Source organism: Lactobacillus sp. C449L (genome assembly GCF_059900815.1).
Window position 1 is genome coordinate 320,487 of sequence record NZ_JBWXGA010000001.1, and the last position, 25,275, is coordinate 345,761.

21 protein-coding genes are annotated in these 25,275 nt (G+C 37.2%); 2 read left to right on the top strand and 19 right to left on the bottom strand.

Annotation, left to right across the window (positions count from 1 at the left end):
* Nucleotides 1-6: 6 nt before the first annotated feature.
* The 5 genes from xerD to AC2JF9_RS01545 form a co-directional block, all read right to left on the bottom strand.
* Nucleotides 7-906 (bottom strand): site-specific tyrosine recombinase XerD, encoded by a 900-nt coding sequence (gene xerD / locus AC2JF9_RS01525; RefSeq protein ID WP_500724933.1) that lies wholly within the window; start codon nt 904-906, stop codon nt 7-9.
* Nucleotides 899-1,786, bottom strand: coding sequence for a CvfB family protein (locus AC2JF9_RS01530; RefSeq protein ID WP_500724935.1), 888 nt, complete (start codon nt 1,784-1,786; stop codon nt 899-901). Before AC2JF9_RS01530 ends, xerD begins: the two co-directional genes overlap by 8 nt.
* Before the next feature lie 176 nt (nt 1,787-1,962).
* On the bottom strand, nt 1,963-3,732 hold the full coding sequence (gene pyk / locus AC2JF9_RS01535) for a pyruvate kinase (protein ID WP_500724936.1): 1,770 nt from the start codon (nt 3,730-3,732) through the stop codon (nt 1,963-1,965).
* 29 nt (nt 3,733-3,761) lie between these two features.
* Complete coding sequence (pfkA, locus tag AC2JF9_RS01540) at nt 3,762-4,721, bottom strand: 6-phosphofructokinase (RefSeq protein ID WP_500724937.1); 960 nt, start codon at nt 4,719-4,721, stop codon at nt 3,762-3,764.
* A 166-nt stretch (nt 4,722-4,887) separates the two neighbouring features.
* Nucleotides 4,888-8,016: a DNA polymerase III subunit alpha gene (locus AC2JF9_RS01545; protein WP_500724938.1), complete on the bottom strand. Its 3,129-nt coding sequence runs from the start codon at nt 8,014-8,016 to the stop codon at nt 4,888-4,890.
* Between the two features lie 104 nt (nt 8,017-8,120).
* Here AC2JF9_RS01545 and AC2JF9_RS01550 point away from each other — a divergent pair, with 104 nt between their 5' ends.
* The gene (locus AC2JF9_RS01550; RefSeq protein WP_500724940.1) at nt 8,121-8,327 is read left to right on the top strand and encodes a YjzD family protein; all 207 of its coding nucleotides are present in this window, start codon (nt 8,121-8,123) and stop codon (nt 8,325-8,327) included.
* Nucleotides 8,328-8,388: 61 nt separating this feature from the next.
* Here the strand turns inward: AC2JF9_RS01550 and AC2JF9_RS01555 are convergent, their stop codons facing one another.
* The 8 genes from AC2JF9_RS01555 to uvrC form a co-directional block, all read right to left on the bottom strand.
* Nucleotides 8,389-9,936, bottom strand: a complete 1,548-nt coding sequence (locus AC2JF9_RS01555; RefSeq protein WP_500724941.1) for a bifunctional metallophosphatase/5'-nucleotidase — start codon at nt 9,934-9,936, stop codon at nt 8,389-8,391.
* A 73-nt stretch (nt 9,937-10,009) separates the two neighbouring features.
* Nucleotides 10,010-10,201 carry a 50S ribosomal protein L32 gene (gene rpmF / locus AC2JF9_RS01560; RefSeq protein ID WP_046306801.1) on the bottom strand — a complete coding sequence of 64 codons (192 nt, stop codon included), beginning with the start codon at nt 10,199-10,201 and terminating at the stop codon, nt 10,010-10,012.
* 114 nt (nt 10,202-10,315) lie between these two features.
* Nucleotides 10,316-10,537, bottom strand: a complete 222-nt coding sequence (locus AC2JF9_RS01565) for a lipopolysaccharide assembly protein LapA domain-containing protein (protein ID WP_500724942.1) — start codon at nt 10,535-10,537, stop codon at nt 10,316-10,318.
* 9 nt (nt 10,538-10,546) lie between these two features.
* Entirely contained in the window at nt 10,547-11,341 is a 795-nt protein-coding gene (locus AC2JF9_RS01570; RefSeq protein ID WP_500724943.1) for an SDR family NAD(P)-dependent oxidoreductase, read from the bottom strand.
* Entirely contained in the window at nt 11,338-12,276 is a 939-nt protein-coding gene (gene rnz, locus AC2JF9_RS01575) for a ribonuclease Z (protein ID WP_500724944.1), read from the bottom strand. The genes AC2JF9_RS01570 and rnz overlap by 4 nt, the downstream gene beginning before the upstream one ends.
* Before the next feature lie 12 nt (nt 12,277-12,288).
* Nucleotides 12,289-14,208 carry an acyltransferase family protein gene (locus tag AC2JF9_RS01580; RefSeq protein ID WP_500724945.1) on the bottom strand — a complete coding sequence of 640 codons (1,920 nt, stop codon included), beginning with the start codon at nt 14,206-14,208 and terminating at the stop codon, nt 12,289-12,291.
* A gap of 18 nt (nt 14,209-14,226) precedes the next feature.
* Nucleotides 14,227-15,531 carry a GTPase ObgE gene (gene obgE / locus AC2JF9_RS01585; RefSeq protein WP_500724947.1) on the bottom strand — a complete coding sequence of 435 codons (1,305 nt, stop codon included), beginning with the start codon at nt 15,529-15,531 and terminating at the stop codon, nt 14,227-14,229.
* Nucleotides 15,532-15,607: 76 nt separating this feature from the next.
* Complete coding sequence (gene uvrC / locus AC2JF9_RS01590) at nt 15,608-17,410, bottom strand: excinuclease ABC subunit UvrC (RefSeq protein ID WP_500724948.1); 1,803 nt, start codon at nt 17,408-17,410, stop codon at nt 15,608-15,610.
* A 187-nt stretch (nt 17,411-17,597) separates the two neighbouring features.
* On the opposite strand from uvrC, the gene AC2JF9_RS01595 reads away from it, so the two are divergent.
* The gene (locus tag AC2JF9_RS01595; protein ID WP_500724949.1) at nt 17,598-17,720 is read left to right on the top strand and encodes an SPJ_0845 family protein; all 123 of its coding nucleotides are present in this window, start codon (nt 17,598-17,600) and stop codon (nt 17,718-17,720) included.
* 29 nt (nt 17,721-17,749) lie between these two features.
* Here AC2JF9_RS01595 and yihA read toward each other — a convergent pair whose 3' ends face one another.
* From yihA to AC2JF9_RS01625, 6 genes are all read right to left on the bottom strand, one after another.
* On the bottom strand, nt 17,750-18,334 hold the full coding sequence (gene yihA, locus AC2JF9_RS01600; protein ID WP_500724950.1) for a ribosome biogenesis GTP-binding protein YihA/YsxC: 585 nt from the start codon (nt 18,332-18,334) through the stop codon (nt 17,750-17,752).
* Nucleotides 18,324-19,595 carry an ATP-dependent Clp protease ATP-binding subunit ClpX gene (clpX, locus tag AC2JF9_RS01605; RefSeq protein ID WP_500724951.1) on the bottom strand — a complete coding sequence of 424 codons (1,272 nt, stop codon included), beginning with the start codon at nt 19,593-19,595 and terminating at the stop codon, nt 18,324-18,326. The genes yihA and clpX overlap by 11 nt, the downstream gene beginning before the upstream one ends.
* 121 nt (nt 19,596-19,716) lie before the next feature.
* Nucleotides 19,717-21,042, bottom strand: a complete 1,326-nt coding sequence (tig, locus tag AC2JF9_RS01610) for a trigger factor (RefSeq protein ID WP_500724952.1) — start codon at nt 21,040-21,042, stop codon at nt 19,717-19,719.
* 145 nt (nt 21,043-21,187) lie between these two features.
* On the bottom strand, nt 21,188-22,378 hold the full coding sequence (gene tuf, locus AC2JF9_RS01615) for an elongation factor Tu (RefSeq protein ID WP_500724953.1): 1,191 nt from the start codon (nt 22,376-22,378) through the stop codon (nt 21,188-21,190).
* A gap of 184 nt (nt 22,379-22,562) precedes the next feature.
* Nucleotides 22,563-23,396, bottom strand: coding sequence for a tetratricopeptide repeat protein (locus AC2JF9_RS01620; RefSeq protein WP_500724954.1), 834 nt, complete (start codon nt 23,394-23,396; stop codon nt 22,563-22,565).
* Nucleotides 23,397-23,398: 2 nt separating this feature from the next.
* Nucleotides 23,399-25,183: a ribonuclease J gene (locus AC2JF9_RS01625; protein ID WP_500724955.1), complete on the bottom strand. Its 1,785-nt coding sequence runs from the start codon at nt 25,181-25,183 to the stop codon at nt 23,399-23,401.
* Between the last annotated feature and the right edge of the window lie 92 nt (nt 25,184-25,275).

A 25,275-nucleotide genomic window follows, 5' to 3' on the forward strand; every position in this document is an offset into this window, starting at 1 on the left:
ACCTACCTAAGTTCGCGGATGCGTTTTGGCATATACTTGTAAAATATGTTTTTGCGACAAGTTCGTATAAATCTGAGTAGTACTAATATCTGAGTGACCAAGGATTTCCTGGACAACTCGTAAATCCGCACCATTTTCAAGTAGATGCGTCGCAAAAGTGTGACGTAAAGTGTGCGGAGTTACATTTTTCTTTATGCCAGCCAGCTGACAGTATTGCTTAATTATTTGCCAAACAGCTTGTCTGGTCAAGGCACCGCCGCGATTATTGAGAAAAATATAATCACTGTTTTTGCCAGCTTTAAGCAATAGTGGATCACGCACTTTTTCTTGATAGCTCTTAATCCAGGAAACTGCCACATCACTAATGGGAATAAGTCGCTCCTTGGAACCTTTTCCAAATACTTTTAGCAGTTTTAATTCCTCATGAAGATCGTTAAATTTTAGATTAATTAGCTCACTTACTCGAATTCCAGTTGCATATAGTGTTTCTAGCAAGGCTCGGTCACGAAGACCTAATTTCTCATTTACATTCGGCTGCTCAAGAAGTCTATTAACCTCATCAACACTTAAGGCCACAGGTAACCGATGTTCTTTTTTGGGAGAATCAATTTCAAGCATTGGGTTCAATTTCTGAATATTTTGTCTAACCAACCACTGATAGAATTTTCTTAAACTAGAAATCATTCTACTAATTGAACTGGTTGCTTTATTTAAATCTCTTTGTCCAGCTAAAAAGGCATCAATATCAACAGCCTCAGTTGGCCAAGCAGTAAGGTTCTCTTTTTTTAAAAAAGCTAAAAAGTCAGTTAAATCTTGTCGATAAGCCGTAATTGTGTTATCGCTTAGTCCTCGTTCTATCTGACTATATCGCAGATAATCTTCAACATCTTCGTGTAGTTTATTCATTTGTTTTTTCTTCAGGATCACTAATCATGGTGATTGTACCATTGTCCTTATTTTCAGTGATATACTCTGCCTTAAGCAAATGTCCAAGTGCACGTTTAAAAGCTGATTTAGAAATACCAAAATAGTTTTTAATTTCTTGAGCATCAGATTTGTCATAAAAGGGCAGCGTTTTGTCTCTTTTTCTCCGTAAGCTCATCAAAATCATTTGGGCATCATCATCAATTTCTTCAAATGCCCGCGGTAAACTGCTTAAATTTAACCTACCATATTGACTAATGCCAATAACGCGCCCTTTAAACTGCTCCCCTAGTCGAAGCGGCCGCGCCATTTGCGAAGAGTGGACAAATCCTAAGTAATATTCGCTAGTTATCACGAATGCGCCAACTTCTCGACTAGAATACACCGTTCCAAAAACGTCTTTGTTGACCATATCATTAGGAAAATGAGCGAAAAGTTGCTCAAAAATGTTTTCATCAGCTAACTTTGCCCAAATTCGCTCTTTTGAATCGGTTTCGAGGTGCACTAAAAGCTGATCATCTTTTCGCGGCCAGTGATCCTTATCAAAAGGTAAATCGTCAACTGATAATACCACGTCTTTATCTGGCAATCCAATATCAATGAATACCCCTAAGTCGTACTTAATATCAGTCACTTTTCCCCAGCCGTATTGATCAGCTTGCGCATACGGTAAAAATTGGGTCATCTCACGATTATGCTGCTTATCATCATATAAAAAGCCTTTTACTTCATCACCAAGATTTAGCTGCTCTTCTTGAGTAACTTCCTTACGCTTTAATTCATAAGTTATGCCTTCAACTTGCACATAGTATGCCGCAGCATTTTGATCTATAATTTTCCCCGTTGCAATCGAGCCAAGCATAAATTTTCTCTCCTGATTTTACATATTCTATCTTTATCAAGTATAACATTTTAACGAGTCAAATTGATAATCGCCAATACAATTAAATTGCGTCATAGATTTGTTCTGTTTCAGATAATTATCCAATAAAAAAGTCAGCACCGAAGCTGACTCTTTTGCCTATTTAGTTCATTTAATTAAAGGGTTGAAATTTCACCTTGGTAAATAGTACCACGACGAGCATCGACAGTTATAGTTGTACCACCTGCAATCTTTTCAGTTGCATCAGTAACACCAACAACAACTGGAATACCTAATGATAAACCAACAACTGCAGCGTGAGAAGTTAAGCCAGAAGCTTCAACTACTAATCCTGAAGCCTTCTTAATTGCAGGCATGTAATCTGGGTCAGTGGTTTTAGCTACAAGGATGTCACCTTCTTTGGTCTTGCTAATTGCTTCTTCTGCGCTGTTTACAACCACAGTCTTACCAACAACTGAGCCATTACCAACGCCTAAGCCTTGAGCTAGTTTACTACCGATAATTTGGAGCTTCATTAAGTTAGTTGTACCTGAATCGCCAACTGGAACACCAGCAACAATGATAACTAAGTCACCATCTTTAACATAACCTTGTTCCTTAGCAACTTTAGCGGCTACTTCAAACATGTCGTCAGTTGACTCTGGCTTTTCAGTAAGCAAAGGTTGAACACCCCAGCAAATACCAAGCGAATGCTGAATTTTTTCATCAAATGTCAAAGCCAAAATGTTAGCATTTGGACGGTACTTAGAAATCATTCTAGCTGTATATCCTGAGTTAGTAGCAGTAATAATTGTCTTAACTCCCAATTCTTGAGCAGTACGGACAACTGACTCACCAATTGCTTCAGTAACATTAGAACCCTTGTATTCTTCAAACCTTTGTAAAGCTAAAGTGTTACGCTTAAGAAGATCTTGCTCAGTTCTTTCATCAATTTCAGCCATCGCTTTTACTGCTTTAACTGGGTATAGACCATTGGCAGATTCACCTGAAAGCATCGTAGCATCAGTTCCATCCAAAACTGCGTTAGCAACATCAGAAACTTCAGCACGAGTTGGACGAGGGTTTTCTTGCATTGAGTCCAACATTTGCGTAGCAGTAATAACTGGCTTACCAAGTGCATTAGCTCGCTTAATCAAATCTTTTTGGACAAATGGTACATCGATAAATGGAATTTCAACACCCATGTCACCACGGGCAACCATCAAACCATCTGACACTTGCAAAATTTCGTCAGCATTGTCAATACCTTCTTGTGATTCAATCTTAGGATAGATTTTAACGTAATCACAGCCGGCATCTTCACACAGCTTACGGATGTCAAGGATATCTTGAGCTTTACGAGCAAAAGATGCAAAAATAAAGTTGATACCATGTTCTAACCCAAACTTAATGTCGTCAGAGTCTTTTTCAGTAATTCCTGGGAGGCGAATTTCAACACCAGGTGCGTTAACACCCTTCTTAGAACCGATAACACCAGTATTTTGAGCTTCACAGACTAGTTCTTTATTAGCATCGTCTTTATCTTTAATTAATAAGTCAACCAAACCGTCATCAATTAAAACATGACCGCCAACGTGAGTATCATTATAAAGACCAGCATAGGTAACATGAATCATGTCCTTGTTACCAGGCTTAGAATCATCCATTGATACGCGAATTTGGTCTCCAGTATTGATAGTGAATTTGCCACCTTCTTGGTCAGTGGTTCTAATTTCAGCACCTTTAGTATCTAATGCGATACCAAGTACCAGTCCTGTGTCCTTTTCAACTTGGCGAACCATCTTCATGCGTGATAAATGCTCAGCATGGTCACCGTGTGAAAAGTTAAAACGAAATACGTTCACACCAGCTTTTGCTAAAGCAGTAACAGTTTCAACATCGTTGGAAGCTGGTCCTAAGGTACTAACAATTTTAGTTTTCTTCATTATGTAAAAATCTCCCCAAATCGACTAAATTATTTAGTCATCTCATCATTTATATCTATTAACGTCTCATCGCTTTGATGCTTATCATCAAACAAGTCAAGGATATCATGTGTTTCAAGCTCGTTATTCTTCATGCCGACAGCTAAACCGCCTTTACCTTCAAGAAGTAACTTAACTGCATAATTTCCCATCTTTGTAGCGTTGATCCGGTCAAGAACAGTTGGCGAACCGCCACGTTGCATGTGTCCTAAGACATTAGCTCTAGCGTCAAAATCACCATATTTTAGAAGTTTTGTTCTAAAATCTTCGGCGTCCATAACGCCTTCGGCTAATACGATAATACCATGATCTTTGCCGTCCGCAAAGCTGCGCTTCAGTCTCTCAGCAATTTCTTTAACATTGTATGAACGCTCTGGAACCACAATCGCGTCAGCACCACTGGCTAAACCCACACGCATTGCAATATCACCGCAGTCACGTCCCATTACATTGATAATGAAAACGCGGTGATGACTGCTAGCGGTGTCACGGATCTTATCAATTGCCTGCAAAGCAGTGTTGCAAGCCGTATCAAGACCAATTGTATAATCAGTACATGGAATATCGTTATCAATAGTTCCTGGTAACCCAATTGAGTTAATACCGTGACGAGTTAACGCTAAGGCACCGTGATATGAACCATCACCGCCAATTACGATAACAGTATCAATACCATGCTTTTTTAATTGTTCAACACCCTTTTGTTGCACTTCTTCTTGTGCAAACTCAGGATAACGAGCACTATAAAGAAAAGTGCCACCTAAATTTAACATGTGGTCGACATTTTCAGTAGTAAGCGTAACAAAGTCACCCGCAACAAGCCCGGCAAAGCCATAACGAATACCCACGACACCAAGTCCGTTATGAATGGCAGTCTTAGTAACAGCCCTAACAGCTGCATTCATACCGGGAGCATCACCGCCGCTAGTTAAAATACCAATTCGCTTCATGAATTCACCTCATCATTATTTATTGTGTAATTTCTCACATCCCTTAAATTTTAACATTCTTTGCCAAAAAAATCCCATAAAAAACGATATATTTTCCCGATTTATCAGTCTTTTTGCTTGTTAGCGCTAACAGATGTTAATTGTTTAGGGTTGCGCAAAATCGATCTTAGCCATTAAAATTGACCGCTTTTAAATTTGTTAACACAAACTGCTTTTTACTAGAGTCAAATCGATCTCCCTGAACTTTTATTCTAAGTAGATAAATGTTGCCTTCTTTCAAAAGCGGTTGAATTTTATCATAAACACTAGGAAAAATAACAATATCTTCTCTGCTAGACGAATCGACAAAATTACCAAAAGCCATGGTGGTGCCTTTCTTAGTTTTAACCAGCTTTAACTTCATGAGTTTACCCACAGCCACTCCAGAATCGCTTATTACGAATTGACCAAGTGGTTTAGCCTTAAACTTTTCAGCATATTTCTGAACAGCTACAAGAGGTGAAGTCATAGTTGAAAAGCCCAGAGCTTCGACTTCCATATCAGCTTTTTCAGCTTTTGTTGGTCCAGCTGCAGGTTTAATTGGAACTCCCCCAAGACTTTCAGAAAGTGCTATGTTATTTCCGGTCAATTCAATATTTTCAATTATTTCTTGGCAGTTTTCTAGTAGTTCATTCCGGTTAGCATTAAGACGGTCAAAGCAGCCTGATTTAATCAAAGCTTGAATCATTTTAGGCTTTAGAAACTTAGAATCAATTTGACGCAAAAAACTGTTAAAAGAGTCAAATTGATGATTATTGCGTTGCTTAACAATTTCCTTAAGAAAGTCAAGGCGTAAACCCTTAATAGCACGAAAACCCACTAGAATTTTGCCTTTACTCATTTTGTAGTTTAAGTCACTTTGATTAATGTCAGGAGGCAGTATTTTTACGCCCGCACTTTGGGATCGCATAATATAATCACTAATTTTAAAATGATTAGCGCTATTGGAATTAAGCATGGCTGCATAAAACTCAGCTGGATAATGTACTTTTAAATACGCAAGCCAAAATGCAATTTTTGTATATGCAACAGCATGAGAACGATTAAAACCATAATTAGCAAATTGCTCAATATAATTGTATACTCGTTCGCCAACTTCTCGAGAACGCCCGTTTTTAACCGTGCCAGTAACGAATTTTTCTCTTTCCTGATCAATAACTTTTTGGTTTTTCTTCGACATCGCGCGTCGTAAAATATCGGCTTCACCTAAAGAAAAATTAGCCAAAATTTGAGCAGTTTGCATTACTTGTTCTTGATAAACCAAAATACCATAAGTTGGAGCTAAAATTTCCTCCAAGCTTGAATCAGGGTATGTTACCTTTTCTTTGCCCTGCTTGCGGGCGATAAAGGAACGAATATTCTGCATTGGACCTGGACGATACAGAGCATTAACTGCAACTAAATCTTCAAAATTATCTGGGTGAAGCTCGCGCAAAACCTCTCTAATTCCACCTGACTCAAACTGAAAGACAAGCTCGGTATCACCTGCTTGAAATGTCTTGATTGTTTCTGGATCATCTAAAGGAATTTGATTGACATCAATTTTTTTACCTTGACTACGAATTAGCTCTTCAGTATCACCTAAAATAGTTAAATTTCGTAACCCTAAGAAATCTATTTTTAAAAGTCCTAAAGATTCAACATACTTTTTAGTTTGTTGCGTAACCGGAATTCCAAGTTGACCAGTTTGTAAGCCAGAAATTGATGCAATCGAATTATCACTTAATACTAAGCCGGCTGCATGAATTGAGTAGTGCCGCGGTAGGCCTTCTAACCCTTTAGCAGTTTCGAATAAAAGCTTATTTTTAGGGGCTGCCTCTACCAAGAGCCGCATTTTTGAAGAATTCTGATATGCTTCATCAAGTGAAATTTTAGTTTTGGAAAAAGGAACACTTTGCGACCATTTGCTCATTTCTGCTTCGCTCAGACCAAACACCCGACCGGTATCACGAAGAACTTGCTTCGCTGCTAAAGTACCAAAAGTAAGAATTTGAGCAGCATGATCCATGCCATATTTTTCAAACATATATTTAATGACGTCATCACGACGATTGTCTGGAATATCTAAGTCAATATCGGGCATTTCATGCCGGGCAGGATTTAAAAAGCGCTCAAATAACAAATCATACTCAATTGGATCGACTTCAGTAATCCGCAGTGCATAAGAAACAAGAGAGCCACAGGCCGATCCGCGTCCAGGACCAGTCACAATATCACTACGATGGCAGTAATTAATGACATCCCAAACAATTAAGAAATAATCATTAAAGCCCATTTGATCGATTATACCTAATTCATAATCAAGCTGTTTCTGATACTTAGCTGGGATTGCTTGGTGGTTAAAGCGGGTTTGTAGTCCTTTTTGTGCTAAATCATCGAGAAACTCTTTAGATGTTGGAAACTTGTTTTGCTTGTATTTTGGTAATACCGGAGTTTGAAAAGTAACATTGGCATTACATTCTTGCGCAATTTTCCAGGTATTAGTTAAAGCTTCATCAAGGCTTAAATCATGATACTTATTACTCAGTTCCTGAGTTGATGGCAAATAGTGTGAGCCAGCTTGCTCTGCTAGTTCTTCAATATCTTGCATGACTATACCATTTTTTACAGCCTGCAGAGTTTTTCGTAGAAATTGATCGTGTGGTTTTAAATAATATGTGTCTTCTAAACTAACAAGTGGCAACTTAAACTGCTTGGCTATGCTTTGGACATAATCAAGATAGACTTTCTGCTTATCTGATCCATAAACACCGAGATATAATGAACTAGTTTCAGGTATTAGTTTTACTAGCTGTCGAATCAAATCATTGCCAAGTTGATCATCTTGTTTTTGCAAGCTTAGCAACTCACTATGTTGATTAGATGGAACAATTATTACTAAATCACTTAAGTCTTTGGTCAGCTGTTTTAATGTCAAGACTTTATTATTAGTTCCATTTTCAGTTAATAAGTTTATTCTACTCGACAACCGTAAAATATTTCGATATCCTTCATCCGTTTTAGCAAGAGCAACTAGATCATACTGGTTCACGCTGTCAATCAAACCATTTAAACGAAGTTGCATCCCTAAAAGCGGCTTAATTCCAATTTCTTGCGCTATTTCATAAAAATTGACTAGTCCATATGTAACATTGACGTCAGTCAAGCTAACAGCTTCATATCCTTCTTGTTTTGCTGTTGTCAACAAGTCACGAATTTTGACTGGACTTTCTAATAATGTAAAAGTACTTATGTTCTGTAGCGCAGCAATTTTCATTTTAGAGCCTCCCTTTATTAAATTTAGTATACCAAAAACAACTCTTTTAGTTTGAAAACCTGCCCAAACTTTGTTAAAATTCTTCTAAGAAAGAGGGAAATGCTATGAGTCGTTATCTCGTGACAATTGGTTGGAGTGTAGTTTACATGTTAATCGTCGGCTTCATTGGCGCACCGTTAACACAGCGGGTCTTTAATTTAGGTGAAGCAGTAATTGTTGGTATAATCTTTGGCATTTTATTTGCAGCTATTATTCCAACAATTACTGCTCATTCGAAAAAAGATAAAAGCAAATACTCTAGGCTTAAATAATGTAGATAATTGTAGTTAAAAAGGTCACTAACAGCATCGTGCTATTAGTGACCTTTTTATATTAATAAAAATGATAGTTCTTTTGTGTATCAACTTGTGGTTGTACTTGGGTCAAAAATTGTTGGAACATTTGAACATAGTCTTTATCAAGAATTTTTTCTATTTTATTTAGACTATAACCAGGATAAAATCCACCACCCATCGCCCGATAATTATTAACAGCTAAATGGTATACTCGCTCATCTTCGATTGGTTGACCATTTAATCTCAATTTGGTTAATCGGTGGTTTTTTGGCCTGTCAATTATTCCTTCGTATTCTACCGGATAAAAGACATCAAAATTAAAAAGCTGATTCTGCAACTTAGGCTCAAAGACAATATTCCCCTGTTTATTTTTGGTTAAAAAGGTCAAGCTGTGTTCGATAATTGCACGCAGTTCTTTACCAGTGACCTTAAGTCGACAAAGTTGATTGGCATACGGATAGTTTAACAGAAGATCTCGCATAGTAACTTCCGTGTCAAAACCGTTAGCAGTTTCACTCATCACGGCAGTTGCTGAAATTTCAGCATCAGTATAATACAACTGCATCTGTTGTAATAAATTGATAAATGGGGCGCCCTCAATTCTTGCGCGATTAATATTACCAATAGGAGCAGGCGTTGCCATATGGGCAATCGGTTGATCTAACCATTCTTGAGTTTTTTTATTCAATTCAGTAGCAAGGCTAGTAATTTCTGGATCTGGCTCGAAGTCTTTAGTTCGGATCAATTCCGTATCCATTGACCTGACTTTTTTACTCTGGTCATCAATATCTAAAATTACCTTGCCTACTGTTTCGCCTCGATAACCAGGTTGGACAATTGCAGTATTTTGCACTACTTGATTCATTTGCAAGTGCTGATGACCAGTTAAAAAAACATCAATTTCTGGTATTTCAGCGAGAATTTTATAGCCTTCATTTTCACCGGTATTGGGTTCAGTTATTTCTCCTGTTTTAAGATTTGCTTCAAAGCCACCATGGTACAGCACTGCTAATACGTCAACTTGCGGACGCAATATTTGTGAATAGTACCTAATTTGCTCAAAAGCAGATGCAAATCTTAACCCGGCCACATGTTCTTTAGGCTCCCAATATGGCACGCGTTGAGTTGTAATTCCTAAAAGTCCAACCTTAAGACCATTTTTATTAATAATTAAAAAATCTTTTCCGAATGCTGGCTGCCCGTTTTTTACATCCAAAATATTATCATTTAAAACTGGAGCTTGAGTATGGTCAACAAAATATTTCAAGTAATCGAGACCGTAATTAAAATCATGATTTCCTAGACAACGGGCATCATAACCTATCGCATTGTAAAAATTTGCATAAGTCTTCAGTGCAGAATAATCTCTAATATCATGAACATAAGACGCTAGCGGCGAACCTTGTAAACAATCACCAGTATCTGCGACCACAACATTTTCTTTGCCATATTTAGCGCGTTCACTTTTGATGACGCTACTAACCCGGCTTAGACTAAAGGGTACTTCATAGTTTTTATTATCTTGATAATCAGTTGGCAGAATATATCCGTGTATATCGCTTGAACTCAAAAATACTAGTTTCATCGCTATACCTTTCCTGTTGGGCTTTTTCAATTTTTAGGCAAAAAAAAGACACCGGAATTCAGGTGCCTCATAATTAGTTGTTGTCGCTAGCGTTAGTTTCACTAACTACTTGGCGACCTTTGTAATAACCTTTAGGTGAAACGCGGTGGCTCAAACGGTATTCACCAGTAGTTGCATCATAGTGCATTGCTGGAACAGCTAACTTGATATGACCACGACGTGAACGTTTCTTTTGCTTAGAAGTATGTCTCTTAGGAACTGCCATTTAATTGATCTCCTTTATTGTAGAATCTGGTTTTCAGGTCACTATCAAAAAAGTGCCCAAAAACACTTCACGTTTGTTAATGATACTATTGTATCTCAAATAAATCAAGCTATATTAGTTATTCTTGTCTTGATTACGTCCATTTGAACCACAAAACCAGCCAATTAGGACACCAATAATAATCATTAGCACTAAAATGATTATCAACGGCACCTTTACTTTAAACAATCCAAAATTAATAGCTACATTATTGGTATTAAGAACAACAAAAATAACTGCCAATAAAGCCAAAAACAAAATAAGGACTAATTTAATTTGTCGCGATTTATCTTTCATTATCATGTCCTACTTTCTGGAAGCAAATTTGATTGACAATCTATCACCGATAGCAGGGAACAAATTATACAGCTTTGCTAAAGCAGCCAAACTGAGTGGTAAGTTTAATTCGCGCCGATTGCTGCCAAAGAAATGGACAACTTGCCAAGCTACATCATCCGGATCAAGCATATACCGTTCAACGTTCTGAACGTATTTGCCACTTTTATCAGCAATATTGAAAAAGTTAGTGTAAACAGGTCCTGGATTCACTGTCATTACTTTAATGCCAAAGGGTTTTAATTCTAAGCGCAAAACATTAGAGAATTGAATTACAGCAGCTTTTGAAGCACTGTAAGCAGCTGATTTAACGGTTGGCACTTTCCCGGCCATCGAACCAAAGTTGATAATTTGACCAGTCTTTTGATCCATCATCAAACGCCCAATTAAACGTGTAAAGTACATTAAACCCAATACGTTGACTTGAAACATTGCCGTTACTTCTCGGCGATTCATTTCAACAAAATTTTCAAATTTACCAAAGCCAGCACAATTAACTAAATAGTCTACGTGACGTGTCACTTTGACAATGTTATTGAAAGTAGCATCAATTTGTTCGCTCTCACCCATATCAGTAACAAAGGAATATGTAGGAGCGCCTGACAATTCATGAGCTTCAGCTGCCACTCGTTCTAACTTTTCCTTATTTCTAGCAATTAAAATGACAGTAGCGCCACGGCCAGCACTTTCTAGTGCAATAGAATGGCCTATACCACTAGATGCGCCAGTTACAACAACAACTTTATTTCTTAACGAGTCACTCATTTGTCTTCACCTTCCATTGGAATAACCACACGATCAAAATCATTTGCTAATTTTGTATTTGGAAATATTTTTTCAGCTTGATTCTCTAACTTTTTCGCCTTTGCACCTAAATATCGGGCTGAAATATGATCCAAATATAAGCTCTTAACCCCATTATCACGCGCAATCTTGGCTGCTTCAACCGCAGTTGAATGGTAATAAGAATGCGCCAGATTTGCTTCATGACCGGCAAAAGTAGACTCATGTACTAACACGTCAGCATTTTTTGCCAATTTTGCAATTTCAGGAGTTGATCGGGTGTCATAAACAATTGTAATTATTCTACCAGGTTTATTAGGACCTAAATAGTCATTACCATCCAAAACAGTCCCATCTTCTAAGGTTATTTTATCACCATTTTTTAGTTTACCAAGTAATGGTCCATTGGGAACATTATATGGCGTTAACTTGTCCATTAAAAGTTCACCTTGATGATCATCTTCAACTACGCGATAACCAAAACTTGGAACTCGGTGAGCTAGTTTTTCGGCGTATACTGAAAAACCTTGACCTTGATAAATTAAGCCGCCTTCTTCTAACTGAACAAACTTGATTGGATAAGAAATTTTTGTGCGCGATACTTTTAAAGCGGTTCTGACAAATTGTTCCAAACCAGGGGGACCGTAAATAGTAATTGGTCCAACATCACCTTGAAATGATCTAGTTGCAAGTAGTCCAGGTAAGCCAAATATATGATCACCATGATTATGTGAAATAAAAATCTTAGTTACCTTACGCAATCTAATATTGGTTCTTAGTATTTGATGTTGCGTTGCTTCACCAACATCAAATAACCAAATTTCATTGATTTCGTCCAGCATTTTCAACGCAATACTTGATACATTGCGCTGTTTGGAGGGCTGGCCAGCTCCCGTTCCTAAAAATTGTAATTCCATTTGTTTCCTGTTCTAGTATTTTGCGTGCTCAACAATTGTTTTGACAATTAAAGCACTATAATACTTTGATCCGACTGGTGTTGGGTGCGTTTTATCTTCGTAGAACCAGTCAGGATGATCTTTCGAATAATTATACCAATCAATAATTTTAAGATTATGATACCGTTTAGCGGCCTTATTTAACAAGTTATTAACTTGATTTTGCCAAGGTTTATTTGGCACATGAGTATTTATCCAAAAAACTTGCCGTTTAGATCCAAGTTGCGCCATCAATTTGTCTAAATCAGACATTGGAAACGGTCCATTTGTCCCTAACGCAATTAGGACATTATCTGCTAGAGCGCCCTGCGCTTTATATTGGTTCAACAGACCAAAAGCAACTTCAAGCTGTCGTGAAACCGCAGCATCAATAACAGCTTTAGGCATTAGGCAAGATAAATCATTACTTGAACCTGCTAATACTGAATCTCCTACGGCAGTGAGTTGAACTTTTGGTGCTAGTTGCAAATCAATCTGACTAATATTGTACTTAGTATATGACTTATTTACTGGATGTTTTCTTGCAGCTAGTTTTGCCTCACTAATTAGTTTAGCCTTTTTTTGTTGTTTTAGCCTGTCCTTTTTCAATTTGGCAATTACTGACTTATTTTCCTTTTTTTGTCGCTTTCGATTAGTTTTTATTCTTAGAGCCAGCGAAGATTTATTAAAATCTTCAGCTTTAACGGTTGGTGAAACCAATATTCCAATACTTCCAAAAACAAAAATTAGTGCTGCTAACACCGTTTCAAACCTAAGCAGGTAGCTGCGCGGATTATGAGCAAAAAGAGAGCTGCAACATTTTTTGACTTTTAACCAGTTTATTTCACCAAACGGTTTTTCTATCAAGCGATAAGATAATTCACTCAAAAGAAGAATAATAAAAATTTCTAAAGCATAGTACAAAAGTACATGATCTGCCAAATTTGTTACTTTATCTTCAAAAAAGATCATTACGGGAAATTGATATAAATAAATTTCATAACTACGAGAGCCAAGCCAATTAAAAATTGGATTAGTTAGCCACTTGTTCCAATGACTACAGGGATGCGCAATAATGCCAATCAAAATAACCGTCAACACCGTAAAAAGCAGCATTCCGCCACAATATGAAAAGGCCTTTTCAGGATTCATTAGGGGACTAAAAATCAAAAAAAGCATCCCAAGCAAGGCAAATGTGCCAACAAAATCAAGTCGCAGAGCATCAGAACTTTCAATTTGAGATTTCATTTTATCCATTGGCCAGATAACTGCAAATGCTGCTCCAAGTCCTAATGAAAAAAACCTGGTATCTGTTCCATAATATATCCGATTAAGGTCTACACCAGTTTTATACATAACAGCCATTTCGATAGCAGATAAAATGGAAAAACTAGTTAAAATTAAAAAAATATTTTTTCGCTTTTTTCCGTATTTAACTAAAAGGTAGATAATTACTGGCCACAAAACATAAAATTGACCATTAATTGACATTGTCCATAAATGAACAAAAGGTGACTCATTAGTGGCAAAACGCTCAAAATAACTTTGTCCATTTAAAATCTGCCAAAAATTAAAGATATTAAGTAAGTTAGTAATAACAATCTGACTTAATTTAACTAGCAAATTGCGCTGAAATAAGAAAATATATGCCGCTGCAAGCCACAACATTGCAATTAAAGGTGGATATAACTTTTTTAATCTGCCTAAGTAGAATTTCTTATTATCAAATGTACCTTTTTTATCATATGAACTAAGCATTTGACAAGTAACGAGGTATCCTGATAAAGCAAAAAAAATCGGCACACCAAGATAACCACCAATAAAAGTATTAGGGTCAAGGTGATATAAAATTACCCCGATAACTGCTAATGCTCTAAGTCCAGAATATCCCGTAATAAACCGATTTTTTGTCATAGTTACAACTTTTCTATTCTACTGTACAAACTCAAAATTGAATGTCCCAATTATAACATCGTCGCCATCAATGGCTCCTTTTTCACGCAACGCTTCATCTACACCCAAGTTCTTTAACTTTCTGGCTAAACGAAGAATACCATCTTGGTAATCAAGATTTGTCCGCTCAACTAATCGCTCAATACTTTGGCCTTTAATTTCAAAAACATGATCTTCAAGCCTAATAATTTCAAATTCATTCTTTTTAGGAGCGTCATATTTATATTCTTTAACTCCGGTATTAGGCTTAATTTCTTTTTCTTCTTGCTCTTGTTCAACTTCTTCTACTAAGCTGGCTGTATCCTGCATTAAGTGGTCAACACCTTGGTGCGTTACACTTGAAATTTCATATATTGCTTTATCAATTCCCGCTTTTTCCAATTCCTGCTTAAATTCAGTCAGTTTTTTATTCGCACCAGGAATGTCAAGCTGAGTTGCAACAACTATTTCGCGTTTTTGTTCGAGACTTTGATCATACAGCAACAATTCTTTGCGAATTTTTTGATAGTCCTCTAATGGATCACGACCATTTTCTGGATCCATTGAAACTAGATGCAATATAACCTTAGTCCGTTCAATATGGCGAAGAAACTGAATGCCTAATCCAACTCCCTGACTTGCACCTTCAATTAGTCCCGGCAAATCAGCCATTGAAAAGTCACGACCATCAGGCAAAACCACCATTCCTAAATTAGGAGTCAAGGTTGTAAATGAGTAAGCTGCAATTTTCGGCTTAGCCTTAGTAACAACTGATAATAGTGTTGATTTACCAACGGAAGGAAAACCGACCAGTCCAACATCCGCTAGAACCTTTAGTTCTAAACGTAATACTCGATCTTCACCGGGTTCCCCATTTTCGGCAATTTCTGGTGCCGTGTTGACACTCGTAGCAAAATGAATATTGCCACGGCCACCGCGACCACCTTTAGCAACCACTAGTTTTTGCTTATTTTCGGTTAGGTCACCTATTTCTTCGTTAGTATTAAAATCGTAAACAGTGGTTCCAATCGGAACCCGTAAATACAAGTCTTTTGCTCCACGACCATATTGTGACTTAATCCGACCATTTTCTCCGCTATCAGCTTTGAACTTTCGCCGGTAGCGAAAATCCATTAATGTTCTTAATCCACTATCGGCAACAAAAATAATGCTGCCACCGCGACCACCATCGCCGCCAGCAGGACCACCATTGGGAACATATTTTTCGTGGCGAAAAGCAACCATGCCGTCTCCACCTTTTCCAGCTTGGACTTCAATCTTAGTTTGATCGACAAATGTAGGCATGCATCTTCTCCTTCCGTCTTCTCTAACTTTAATACTATACCATAAAAAACTTGGATTTCGGGTCAAAAATAAATAGTTACAGCGTCAATTTAATGGTTTGGGCTTGTGGTAAAGTTAGTCCCACCTCACGCAACTCATCAATTGATGCTTCTTTTATTTTTTTCATTGATCCGAAGTGCCTTAATAATTTGTTTCGACTTTTAGGCCCAATTCCGTTGATAGAATCTAATTTGCTTGACAACGCATTTTTAGCATGTGTTCTCCGATGAAATGTAATGGCAAAACGGTGAACTTCGTCTTGAATTCTAGTCATCAAATAAAACCCTTGTGACTTGGGATCAAGTTGGATTAGCTTCATCGGCACGCCGTTAAGTGGATCGCCAAATAATAAATGGTTTGTGCGGTGTTTGTCATCTTTGACCATTCCAGCAACGGGAATATTAAGATTCAATTCATTACGTAAAACATCTTCACACGCATCAATTTGAATTTGACCACCATCCATTAAAATTAAATCCGGCATTTCTTTGTGCTCACGTAAAAGTCGGCTGTATCGTCTTCGAACAACTTCGCGGGTATTTCGCACTTCGTCTCCACCGTTTTGATGTTCAACCTCACCTTTTAATTTGTACTTACGATACGAATTTTTATCTGGCTCGCCATCCTTAAAAACCACCAACGCTGATACTGGATCAGTTCCTTGAATATGCGAATGGTCAAAACTCTCAATAACTTGTCCGTATGGTAGACCAAGTGCATCAAATATTTCTTTTTGTGCCCCTTTGGTCTTCCGATTGCCAAGTTCAAGCAAACGAAATTTATCATCTAGCTTAAGTTTGGCATTTTCCTTGGCCATCGTTAATAGAGAACGTTTTTGTCCACGTTTTGGCGTTCTAACTGGTAGATTTAATACCTCACTGAGCGCTTCATTATCAATTCCGTCAGGAACCAGTACTTCTTTAGGTAATACACGATTTTTTTGCCCGTAAAACTGAGCAATAAACGTCGTGAATGTGTCTTCAGGATCACCGGTATCAGTTAACGGATACATTTTCGTTTCGCTTCTCAGCAATTTTGCCTGTCGTAAAAAAAAGATCTGAATTGAAATCCACGATTTATCAACATAAAAATTAAAAATATCTCTTTGGGTACTGTCGTTTGAGATGATTTTTTGTTTTTCGACCGTTTCTTCAATGTATTTAAGCTGATCTCTAATTTCAGCAGCCCGTTCAAACTCAAGATTTTGAGCTGCTTGTTCCATCTTTTGATTTAAGTCTTGCTTAACCCAAGCAATATCACCGTTTAAAAAGCTTTTTATTTTTTTGATTTGAGCAGTATATTCAGACTTAGGTACGGTTTTAAAACAAGCTCCCAGACACTGTCCCAAGTGGTAATAAAGACAAGGTCTGCCTTGTTTGCCATTGCAGCGTCTCAACGGGAAGACTCTTTGAATAAATTTTAATGTAGCTTGAGCTGCATAGACATTAGGATAAGGACCAAAATAATAACCCCCATCTTTACGAATAATACTGGTTAACTTGGTTTGGGGATCCCTTTCATTAGTAATTTCAATATAGGGATAACCCGTTCCCTGCTTTAATTGAACATTATAGTAGGGCATGTATTTTTTAATTAAAGTAATTTCGAGCAAGAAAGATTCTTTATCAGTTGAAACCGTAATAATATCATAATCGTAAATTTCTTCGACTAGTTCCGCGCGTCGACCAACTTGCTTGCTTTTAAAGTAGGAGCGGACCCGGCTTCGCAGATTTTTTGACTTGCCAACATAAATTACTTTGCCGTTAACATCTTTCATCAGATAACAACCGGGTTTAGCAGGTAAAAGCTTTAATTTGTTTTCAATTAGCTTTGAAGTCAAAATCACACCCCCTCCATTTTTGCTTTATCAATTTTAACATAAAATACGAACAAATGATTTGATTTTAAACTGTACTTTATGCTCATCACTAGCAGTTTAGTTGAGTCTGATGCTGAATTGTGAATTTACTACTAGCCGGTAAAACAATTTTCGATTATAATTATTCAAAAAGAAAGGAACTTAACATATGGGTCTAACGTACAAAAAACAAGATGAATTAGAAAAATTGTTTGATAAGTTTGCCACTGTTCCTGAAGATAAAAAGAAGCAGCTTGGTAAGGATAAAAAGAAAAACAAACAAAATAAATAAAAATGACTCTCGTTTGAGAGTCATTTTTATTACAACTTATCTTCAATCCAATTCCACACTTCATTAAAGTGTGTTTTTCTAACCGAACTATATGTGAGCACGTTGACATTTTCGTGCCCTAAATCGAGGTTCTTTTTTAAATTCGCTAGCACCTTATTTTCTTGGCTTTTCTTTACCTTGTCAATTTTAGTACAAACAATTAAGATTGGTACATTTAAGTAAAGAGCATAATTGTACATCGCTACATCATCTTTGGTAGGCTCATGACGAGAATCAGTTAACAAAATTAAGCCTCTTAAGTTCTCTCTAGTTTCAAGATAATCTTGAATCATCTCTCCAAACTTTTGCCTTTGTACCCGCGAAACTTTTGCATAGCCATAACCCGGAACATCAACAAAGTAAAACTCTTGATTAATAATGTAAAAATTCAACGTTTGGGTTTTTCCAGGTTGCGAAGATGTACGAGCAAGATTTTTTCGGTTAAGTAGAGAGTTAATTAAACTTGACTTACCAACATTTGAACGACCAGCTAGAGCAATTTCAGGTAAATCGTCCTTTGGATATTGGTCTTCTCTTACCGCACTAATTGCGTAATCACTTGTTTTAATGATCATTTGCTGCCTTAACTTCTTTATTTTCCGGTTCTATTTTAGCGCGGACTACAGTGGGCTCAGATTGATTTGTAATCACATCTTTCGTAATTTCCACCTTTTCAATATCAGGGTCACTCGGAGTCTTATACATAATCCCCATCATTGCGTTTTCAATGATAGTTCTCAATCCACGAGCACCCATATTTCGCTCAATAGCTAAATCAGCAATTGCTGATAAAGCCTCCTTAGAAAAATCTAACTCAACATCATCAAGCGACATTAACTTCTTATATTGTTTAACCAACGCATTTTTGGGTTCAGTTAAAATTCTAACTAAGTCTTCATTAGTTAATTTATCTAATGTTGCGACAATCGGAATACGACCAATAAACTCTGGAATCATTCCAAATTTGACCAAGTCGCCAGTAGTAAGATGATTTGTCCATGAATCATCCCAAGTACTGTTCAGTTTGTTTTCTGCACTAAAGCCAATGATCTTTTTGCCCATACGATCTTTAACAATTTGCTCGATACCGTCAAATGCACCACCAACGATAAACAAAATATTGGTGGTATCAAGTTGAATCAGCTCTTGTTGGGGATGTTTACGTCCACCTTGTGGAGGCACAGAAGCAATAGTGCCTTCCAGAATCTTTAATAAAGCCTGCTGAACGCCCTCTCCTGATACATCGCGAGTAATTGAAACATTTTCCGACTTTTTAGAAATCTTATCAATTTCATCAATATAAATAATTCCTCGCTCCGCACGCTCTATGTCGTAGTCCGCATTTTGCAAAAGCTTTAGTAAAATGTTCTCAACGTCTTCACCAACATATCCTGCTTCAGTTAAGGTTGTTGCATCGGCAATTGCGAACGGTACATCCAAAATACGAGCCAAAGTTTGCGCTAAATAAGTTTTTCCTGACCCTGTAGGTCCAATTAAAGCAATGTTTGACTTCTGTAACTCAGTTGAAGAGTCAACCTCCATTTGACTGATTCGTTTATAGTGATTATAAACCGCTACTGACAAAACTTTTTTTGCTCTTTCTTGGCCAATTACGTATTGATCAAGCTGCTTTTTAATTTCCATTGGCTTAGGTAAGTCTTTTGCCTTTTTTAATGAATCCGACTTCAATTCATCATCAATAATTTTTTTTGACAAATCAACGCATTCATTACAAATGTAAACCCCGTTGCCAGCAATCATTTTTTTAACTTGATCTTGCGTTTTATCACAAAAAGAACACTTAATTTCTTCCTGATCAGTAAATTGTGATGCCATTCTCTTCCTCCTCATATCTACAAGTTTAAGAGTATCATAAATTGTGAGCAGTACCAGAATAATTTGCTTAAATAAAATAAAAAAGGCGGTTATTTTACCACCTTTTAAATTATGTTAAACATTATTTCTTTTCAGACTTGTCGGCTTCTTTTTTACTCTTAGCCTTAGCAACTTGTTTTGCACTATCAGCTACAAGATCGATGGCCTTACGTACATTGATATCATGTGAAAGCATATCATCTGACAAGGTGTTGCGAACGGTCTTTTCATCCATATTGTATTCGCCAGCAAGATCTTTGATTTCACTATCAATTTCTTCTTTAGAAGCTTTAATGTTTTCTTTCTTAACAATTGCTTCAAGTACCAAATTGGTTTTAACTCTTTCAGCAGCATCTTGGCTAAATTGCGCACGCAGCTGATCTTCCGTAGTATTAGTCAACTTGTAGTATGTTTCAGGACTAATACCTTGGCGTTGCATATTGCCAAGATATTGATTCATCTGTGTATTAACATCTTCCTGAATCATTGCATCTGGAATTTCATCGATAGATGCATTCTTAACTGCACCTTCGATAGCTGCTTGTTCAATTGCAGCCTTAGCAGCTTCTTCCTTCTTAGCTTTCAAATCCTTTTTGATTTTTTCTTTTAGTTCGTCAAGATTTTCAACAGAATCATCAACGTCTTTAGCAAATTCATCATCAAGTTTAGGTAATTGTTTAGTCTTAACTTCATGAACTGTAGTAGCAAAGTGGGCCTCTTTGCCTGCTAAGTCTTTTGCACCATAATCTTCAGGGAAAGTTACAACGACATCAACTTCGTCACCAGCTTTGTGGCCAATTAACTGATCTTCAAAGCCAGGAATGAAGGTATTGGAACCAAGCTCAAGAGCATAGTCATCTGCCGAGCCACCATCAAAGGCTTTACCATCAACAGTACCCTTGTAATCAATGGTTACTGTGTCGCCTTTAGTAGCAGCACTCTTTTTAAGTACAAGTTCAGCATTCTTTTCACGTTCCTGAGTAAGTTCAGCATCAACGTCCTTAGCATAAACACGCGTATTTTGTTTAGGTACTTCAATTCCTTTGTAGTCACCTAACTTAACTTCAGGCTCAACGTTAACAGTTGCCTTAACTGACCAGTCTTTACCCTTCTCCATTGAAACAGGAACTACTTGTGGCTGGCCCACAGCAGAAATGCCGGCTTCTTTAATGGCGGCTGCATATGCATTAGGTAAAACTATGTTTAAGGCGTCCTCGTATAATGCTTCTTCACCATAATACTGATCAAAGATGACGCGAGATACGTGACCTTTTCTAAAGCCGGGAACACGCAAGTTTTTCTTTATTCGCTTGAAAGCTTGATCTAACCCAAGCTTTACTTCTGCTTGAGAAATATCAAAAGTAAGTTCACCGGTTGTTTTCCCGGTTTTATTCCAATTTACAGACATTAATTAAATACCTCCAATGTCAAGTTTAACTGCATCGTTACATACCAAATTATCTTACATTAAACGCTCGCAAAAAACAAATTTAGGCAAAAAAAGATGTACTTCTATGAAGAAGTACATCTTTTTAAACTGTTTTTTTTAAGAACTAGTCGAGGATTTCAGTAACCTGACCAGCACCAACAGTACGACCACCTTCACGGATAGTGAACTTAGTACCTTTTTCAATGGCTGCTGGTTTGATCAACTTAACAGTAAATTCTGTGTTATCACCAGGCATAACCATTTCAGTACCCTCTGGTAATTCAATTTCACCAGTAATATCAGTAGTGTGGAAATAGAATTGAGGACGGTAGTCTGAGAAGAATGGAGTGTGACGTCCGCCTTCTTCCTTCTTCAAAACATAAACTTGGCCCTTGAATTCGCGGTGAGTTTGAATAGAGCCAGGTGCGGCTAAAACTTGTCCACGAACAACTTGATCACGGTCAATACCACGAAGCAATACACCAACGTTATCGCCGGCTTCACCAGAATCCAAAGTCTTGTGGAACATTTCCAAACCAGTAACAACTGATTTAAGAACTTTTTCAACTAAACCAACAACTTCAACTTCGTCGCCAACTTTAACAGTACCACGGTCAATACGACCAGAAGCAACAGTACCACGACCAGTAATAGTAAATACATCTTCAACTGGCATTAAGAATGGCTTATCAGTCTGACGTTCTGGAGTTGGAATGTACTCGTCGACAGTGTCCATTAACTTCATGATAACTTCTTCTTGTTCCTTGTCGCCTTGTAGAGCTTTCAAAGCTGAACCACGGATTACAGGAACATCATCACCTGGATAATCATATTCAGATAACAAGTCACGAACTTCCATCTCAACTAAGTCAATTAATTCTGGATCGTCAACTAAATCAGTCTTGTTTAAGAAAACAACGATATAGTCAACACCAACTTGACGAGCAAGTAAAATATGTTCACGAGTTTGTGGCATTGGACCATCAGTTGCGGCAACAACTAAGATCGCACCATCCATTTGAGCAGCACCAGTAATCATGTTCTTGATGTAGTCAGCGTGACCTGGAGCATCCATGTGAGCGTAGTGACGCTTTTCAGTTTCGTACTCTACGTGAGCGGTATTGATAGTAATACCACGTTCTTTTTCTTCTGGAGCAGCATCGATGTCTGAATAATCTTCAGCCTTTGCCAAACCCTTTTCTGATAAAACCTTAGTAATAGCCGCTGTTAAAGTGGTCTTACCATGGTCAACGTGACCGATAGTACCAATGTTTACGTGTGGCTTTGTTCTAACGTAATGTTCTTTTTCTGCCATTAAAATGACCCTCCTGTAAATTTGCAAGAAGTCCGTTGAGTAAGTAACGGATAGTTCTCTGTTGAATATTGTACTACTTTCATTGGCAAATGCCTAGTATTTTAATGCATAGAGCCATGCCTAATGAAAACGTCCTTTGATATTATACTAAATACGAAAAAAAAGTAAAGCCCTTTTGTCTAAATTATTTAGGGATGGTGCGGTCAATTTGTTCAAAAAGAGCATGATTGCCTCGTCCATCATGATTATCAATATATGATGCAATGTCACTAGCAAAACTGTCTGGTTCATCGACATACTTTGATAATTTAGGGTAAAGACTGCCCAAAATTAGATTTACCTCGCCTAAAACAGCAGGCAATTGACTTGGACGGTGGTAATATTTAGACCCAATTCCTGAAACTACTTCCTGATAAATTGGATCCTTTTCTAACAAACCAGCTTTTTTGGGAATAAATTCTTCCATGTTACCTAGTACCAAAACCTGATATTTTTCATCAAGACCTAGGCGCGATAAATCCTCGCACAACACTATGCGAACCGCAAAATTTAAACTTGGATCGATTAACAAGCTTTGTGCAAAACTTTTAAAATTGACCAAGTCCAACTTAAACAGCTGTTCATAATCATACTTAGTCGGTTGCTTTGTTTGCTTAAAAGTCTGCATTATTTTTTGCTGTTCGTTTACTTCAACCGGTGATACCTCAATATTCCACTTACGATTACTCAAATTGTTTACTGCAAGAGCTTCAATCAAAAAGTGATTTGCTTGGATAACTCGACTGTACATTTCAAAAATATCTTGATCAGAAAAAAGATCTTTTTCTTCTTTAATTAAGACATAAGCCGAATATTCCTGATTATCTTTTAAGTATAAATCGCAAAGTCGAAGAACCACTTCCTTGTTACTACCACCACGGAGTGCTTCTTCGACATTTTGAATAGCTAAATTTAGATTACCCTCAGCTTCATTTTTTAGAGCTAAATTAAGTAAGTTTTTTTGACTTAAAGACGTCATAATCAGTCTTTCTTAATAATTTTTTGGCCAGTTTTATGAACATCAACCGAATGCTGTGATTCACTATTATTAACAGCCTCATTTTTTTCATTTCGTTTTTGCATTGCACGGTGTCGGTTTTGATTAACTTCCATTACAACGGGTAAAACAACTGGACGGCGATTGGTTTTTTTGTATAAGAACTTTTCAAGATCATTCCTAACATCCTGCTTTATTTCTGTCCAATCAAATTTTTTATGCTCAAAGTTATTATTAATAGTAGTTTTGATTAGCTCAATGCTATCATGCATTAACTGATGATTAGCCTTAATATAAACAAAACCCCTGCTAGTAACTTGAGGTTGAGCAATAATTTTCTTTTTACGACGATCGATTGTTACTACCGCAATAAAAATTCCGTCATCTGATAGGACCTCACGGTCGCGCAGTACAATGTTACCAACATCACCAATACCAGAACCATCAATCATAATATCTTCACCTGGAACCGGATCAGTGCGATAAAATTTCTCTTGCTCAAAATCATAATTCCAGCATTCACCATTTTTAGTGATTAAGACATTCTCTTTTGCTACACCTGCCTGAATTGCTAAATCACGGTGTACTTCCATCAAACGGTATTCACCAATGACAGGAACTAAAAACTTTGGCTTTAAAATATCGATTAGCATTTGCAAATCTCGTCCGGTAGCATGTCCACTAGTATGCTGAGCACGTCCTAGCTCAACTACAGTTCCGCCAGCACGATAAACCAAATCACTTGTCTGTGCCACAACCGTTTCAACCGAGTGAGATGGTGTCGTTGCAATAAAAACAAGATCACCTTCTTGAATAGTTATCATACTATGACGTTTTTTAGCCATTTTTTGTAAGGAATTCAGGGGCTCACCCATTTGACCGGTTTCAAGAATTACAATTTTATTGTCAGGCGTAGTCTTTAAGTCTTTAACCCGAATTAATAGATTCTTAGGTGCTTTTAAGTATCCTAAATCCATTGCAGTTCTTACGATTTTAGCAACGTCACGCCCAGTCAAAAGAACATGTCTACCTGTCTTATAAGCCGCATTTAAAACTTCTTGAATTCTAATCAAATTAGAAGCTTTTGCTGCAACAATAACCCTACCTTTTGCGTTTCGAAAAACATTCGTTACGTAATCGCCAATGTCTTGCTCCGAAACATTAGGAAATGAAGCTTCAGCATTTGAAGAATCACTTAGTAGAGCTAAAACATTTTTTTGCGAGATTTCGGCCAAACGGTCTAAATCAGTTCGATATTTTGGCGCAGCGGAAGGATCAAATTTAAAGTCACCAGTATAAACAATTTCACCCGCTGGCGTATGCACATCTATGCCAAGTGAATCTGGAATTGAATGTGTTGTTTGGAAAAACGAAACATTTGCATTCTTAAACTCAATTTCAGTATCCGCATCAATAACGTGAAAAAGACTATTCTTTAACTTTTTATTTTCACGCTTAACAGTTATTTTAGCCAATTCAATTGTTAACTGCGAACCAAAAACTGGTATATCATACTGACGTAAAATATACGGTAGCGCTCCTATTGAATCCGCATGTCCGTGCGATAAAAAGATGCCAACTACCTGATCTCCATATTGTTCAAAGAAATCAAGATCTGGAATTACCAAATCTATTCCAAATAAAGAACTATCAGGATATTTTAAGCCAGCATCAAGAACAAAAATTTCATCATTAACTTGAACGGCGAACATGTCTTTTCCTTGTTCACGAACACCGCCCAAAATCATTATTTTAACTTGATCAGCCATCTTTTTTCCTTTTCTTTTGTATTTGATATTCAGTTGTTAATTTATGGATCATAGAAGATCACAACGTAAAAGTATCTTTTTTTATTCTAGCA

What these genes read in the sequence shown, in the direction of transcription:
- xerD (WP_500724933.1), bottom strand. Translation starts at nt 906, where the DNA reads ATGAATAAACTACACGAAGATGTTGAAGATTATCTGCGATATAGTCAG.
- AC2JF9_RS01530 (WP_500724935.1), bottom strand. Translation starts at nt 1,786, where the DNA reads ATGCTTGGCTCGATTGCAACGGGGAAAATTATAGATCAAAATGCTGCG.
- pyk (WP_500724936.1), bottom strand. Translation starts at nt 3,732, where the DNA reads ATGAAGAAAACTAAAATTGTTAGTACCTTAGGACCAGCTTCCAACGAT.
- pfkA (WP_500724937.1), bottom strand. Translation starts at nt 4,721, where the DNA reads ATGAAGCGAATTGGTATTTTAACTAGCGGCGGTGATGCTCCCGGTATG.
- AC2JF9_RS01545 (WP_500724938.1), bottom strand. Translation starts at nt 8,016, where the DNA reads ATGAAAATTGCTGCGCTACAGAACATAAGTACTTTTACATTATTAGAA.
- AC2JF9_RS01550 (WP_500724940.1), top strand. Translation starts at nt 8,121, where the DNA reads ATGAGTCGTTATCTCGTGACAATTGGTTGGAGTGTAGTTTACATGTTA.
- AC2JF9_RS01555 (WP_500724941.1), bottom strand. Translation starts at nt 9,936, where the DNA reads ATGAAACTAGTATTTTTGAGTTCAAGCGATATACACGGATATATTCTG.
- rpmF (WP_046306801.1), bottom strand. Translation starts at nt 10,201, where the DNA reads ATGGCAGTTCCTAAGAGACATACTTCTAAGCAAAAGAAACGTTCACGT.
- AC2JF9_RS01565 (WP_500724942.1), bottom strand. Translation starts at nt 10,537, where the DNA reads ATGAAAGATAAATCGCGACAAATTAAATTAGTCCTTATTTTGTTTTTG.
- AC2JF9_RS01570 (WP_500724943.1), bottom strand. Translation starts at nt 11,341, where the DNA reads ATGAGTGACTCGTTAAGAAATAAAGTTGTTGTTGTAACTGGCGCATCT.
- rnz (WP_500724944.1), bottom strand. Translation starts at nt 12,276, where the DNA reads ATGGAATTACAATTTTTAGGAACGGGAGCTGGCCAGCCCTCCAAACAG.
- AC2JF9_RS01580 (WP_500724945.1), bottom strand. Translation starts at nt 14,208, where the DNA reads ATGACAAAAAATCGGTTTATTACGGGATATTCTGGACTTAGAGCATTA.
- obgE (WP_500724947.1), bottom strand. Translation starts at nt 15,531, where the DNA reads ATGCCTACATTTGTCGATCAAACTAAGATTGAAGTCCAAGCTGGAAAA.
- AC2JF9_RS01595 (WP_500724949.1), top strand. Translation starts at nt 17,598, where the DNA reads ATGGGTCTAACGTACAAAAAACAAGATGAATTAGAAAAATTGTTTGAT.
- yihA (WP_500724950.1), bottom strand. Translation starts at nt 18,334, where the DNA reads ATGATCATTAAAACAAGTGATTACGCAATTAGTGCGGTAAGAGAAGAC.
- clpX (WP_500724951.1), bottom strand. Translation starts at nt 19,595, where the DNA reads ATGGCATCACAATTTACTGATCAGGAAGAAATTAAGTGTTCTTTTTGT.
- tig (WP_500724952.1), bottom strand. Translation starts at nt 21,042, where the DNA reads ATGTCTGTAAATTGGAATAAAACCGGGAAAACAACCGGTGAACTTACT.
- tuf (WP_500724953.1), bottom strand. Translation starts at nt 22,378, where the DNA reads ATGGCAGAAAAAGAACATTACGTTAGAACAAAGCCACACGTAAACATT.
- AC2JF9_RS01620 (WP_500724954.1), bottom strand. Translation starts at nt 23,396, where the DNA reads ATGACGTCTTTAAGTCAAAAAAACTTACTTAATTTAGCTCTAAAAAAT.
- AC2JF9_RS01625 (WP_500724955.1), bottom strand. Translation starts at nt 25,183, where the DNA reads ATGGCTGATCAAGTTAAAATAATGATTTTGGGCGGTGTTCGTGAACAA.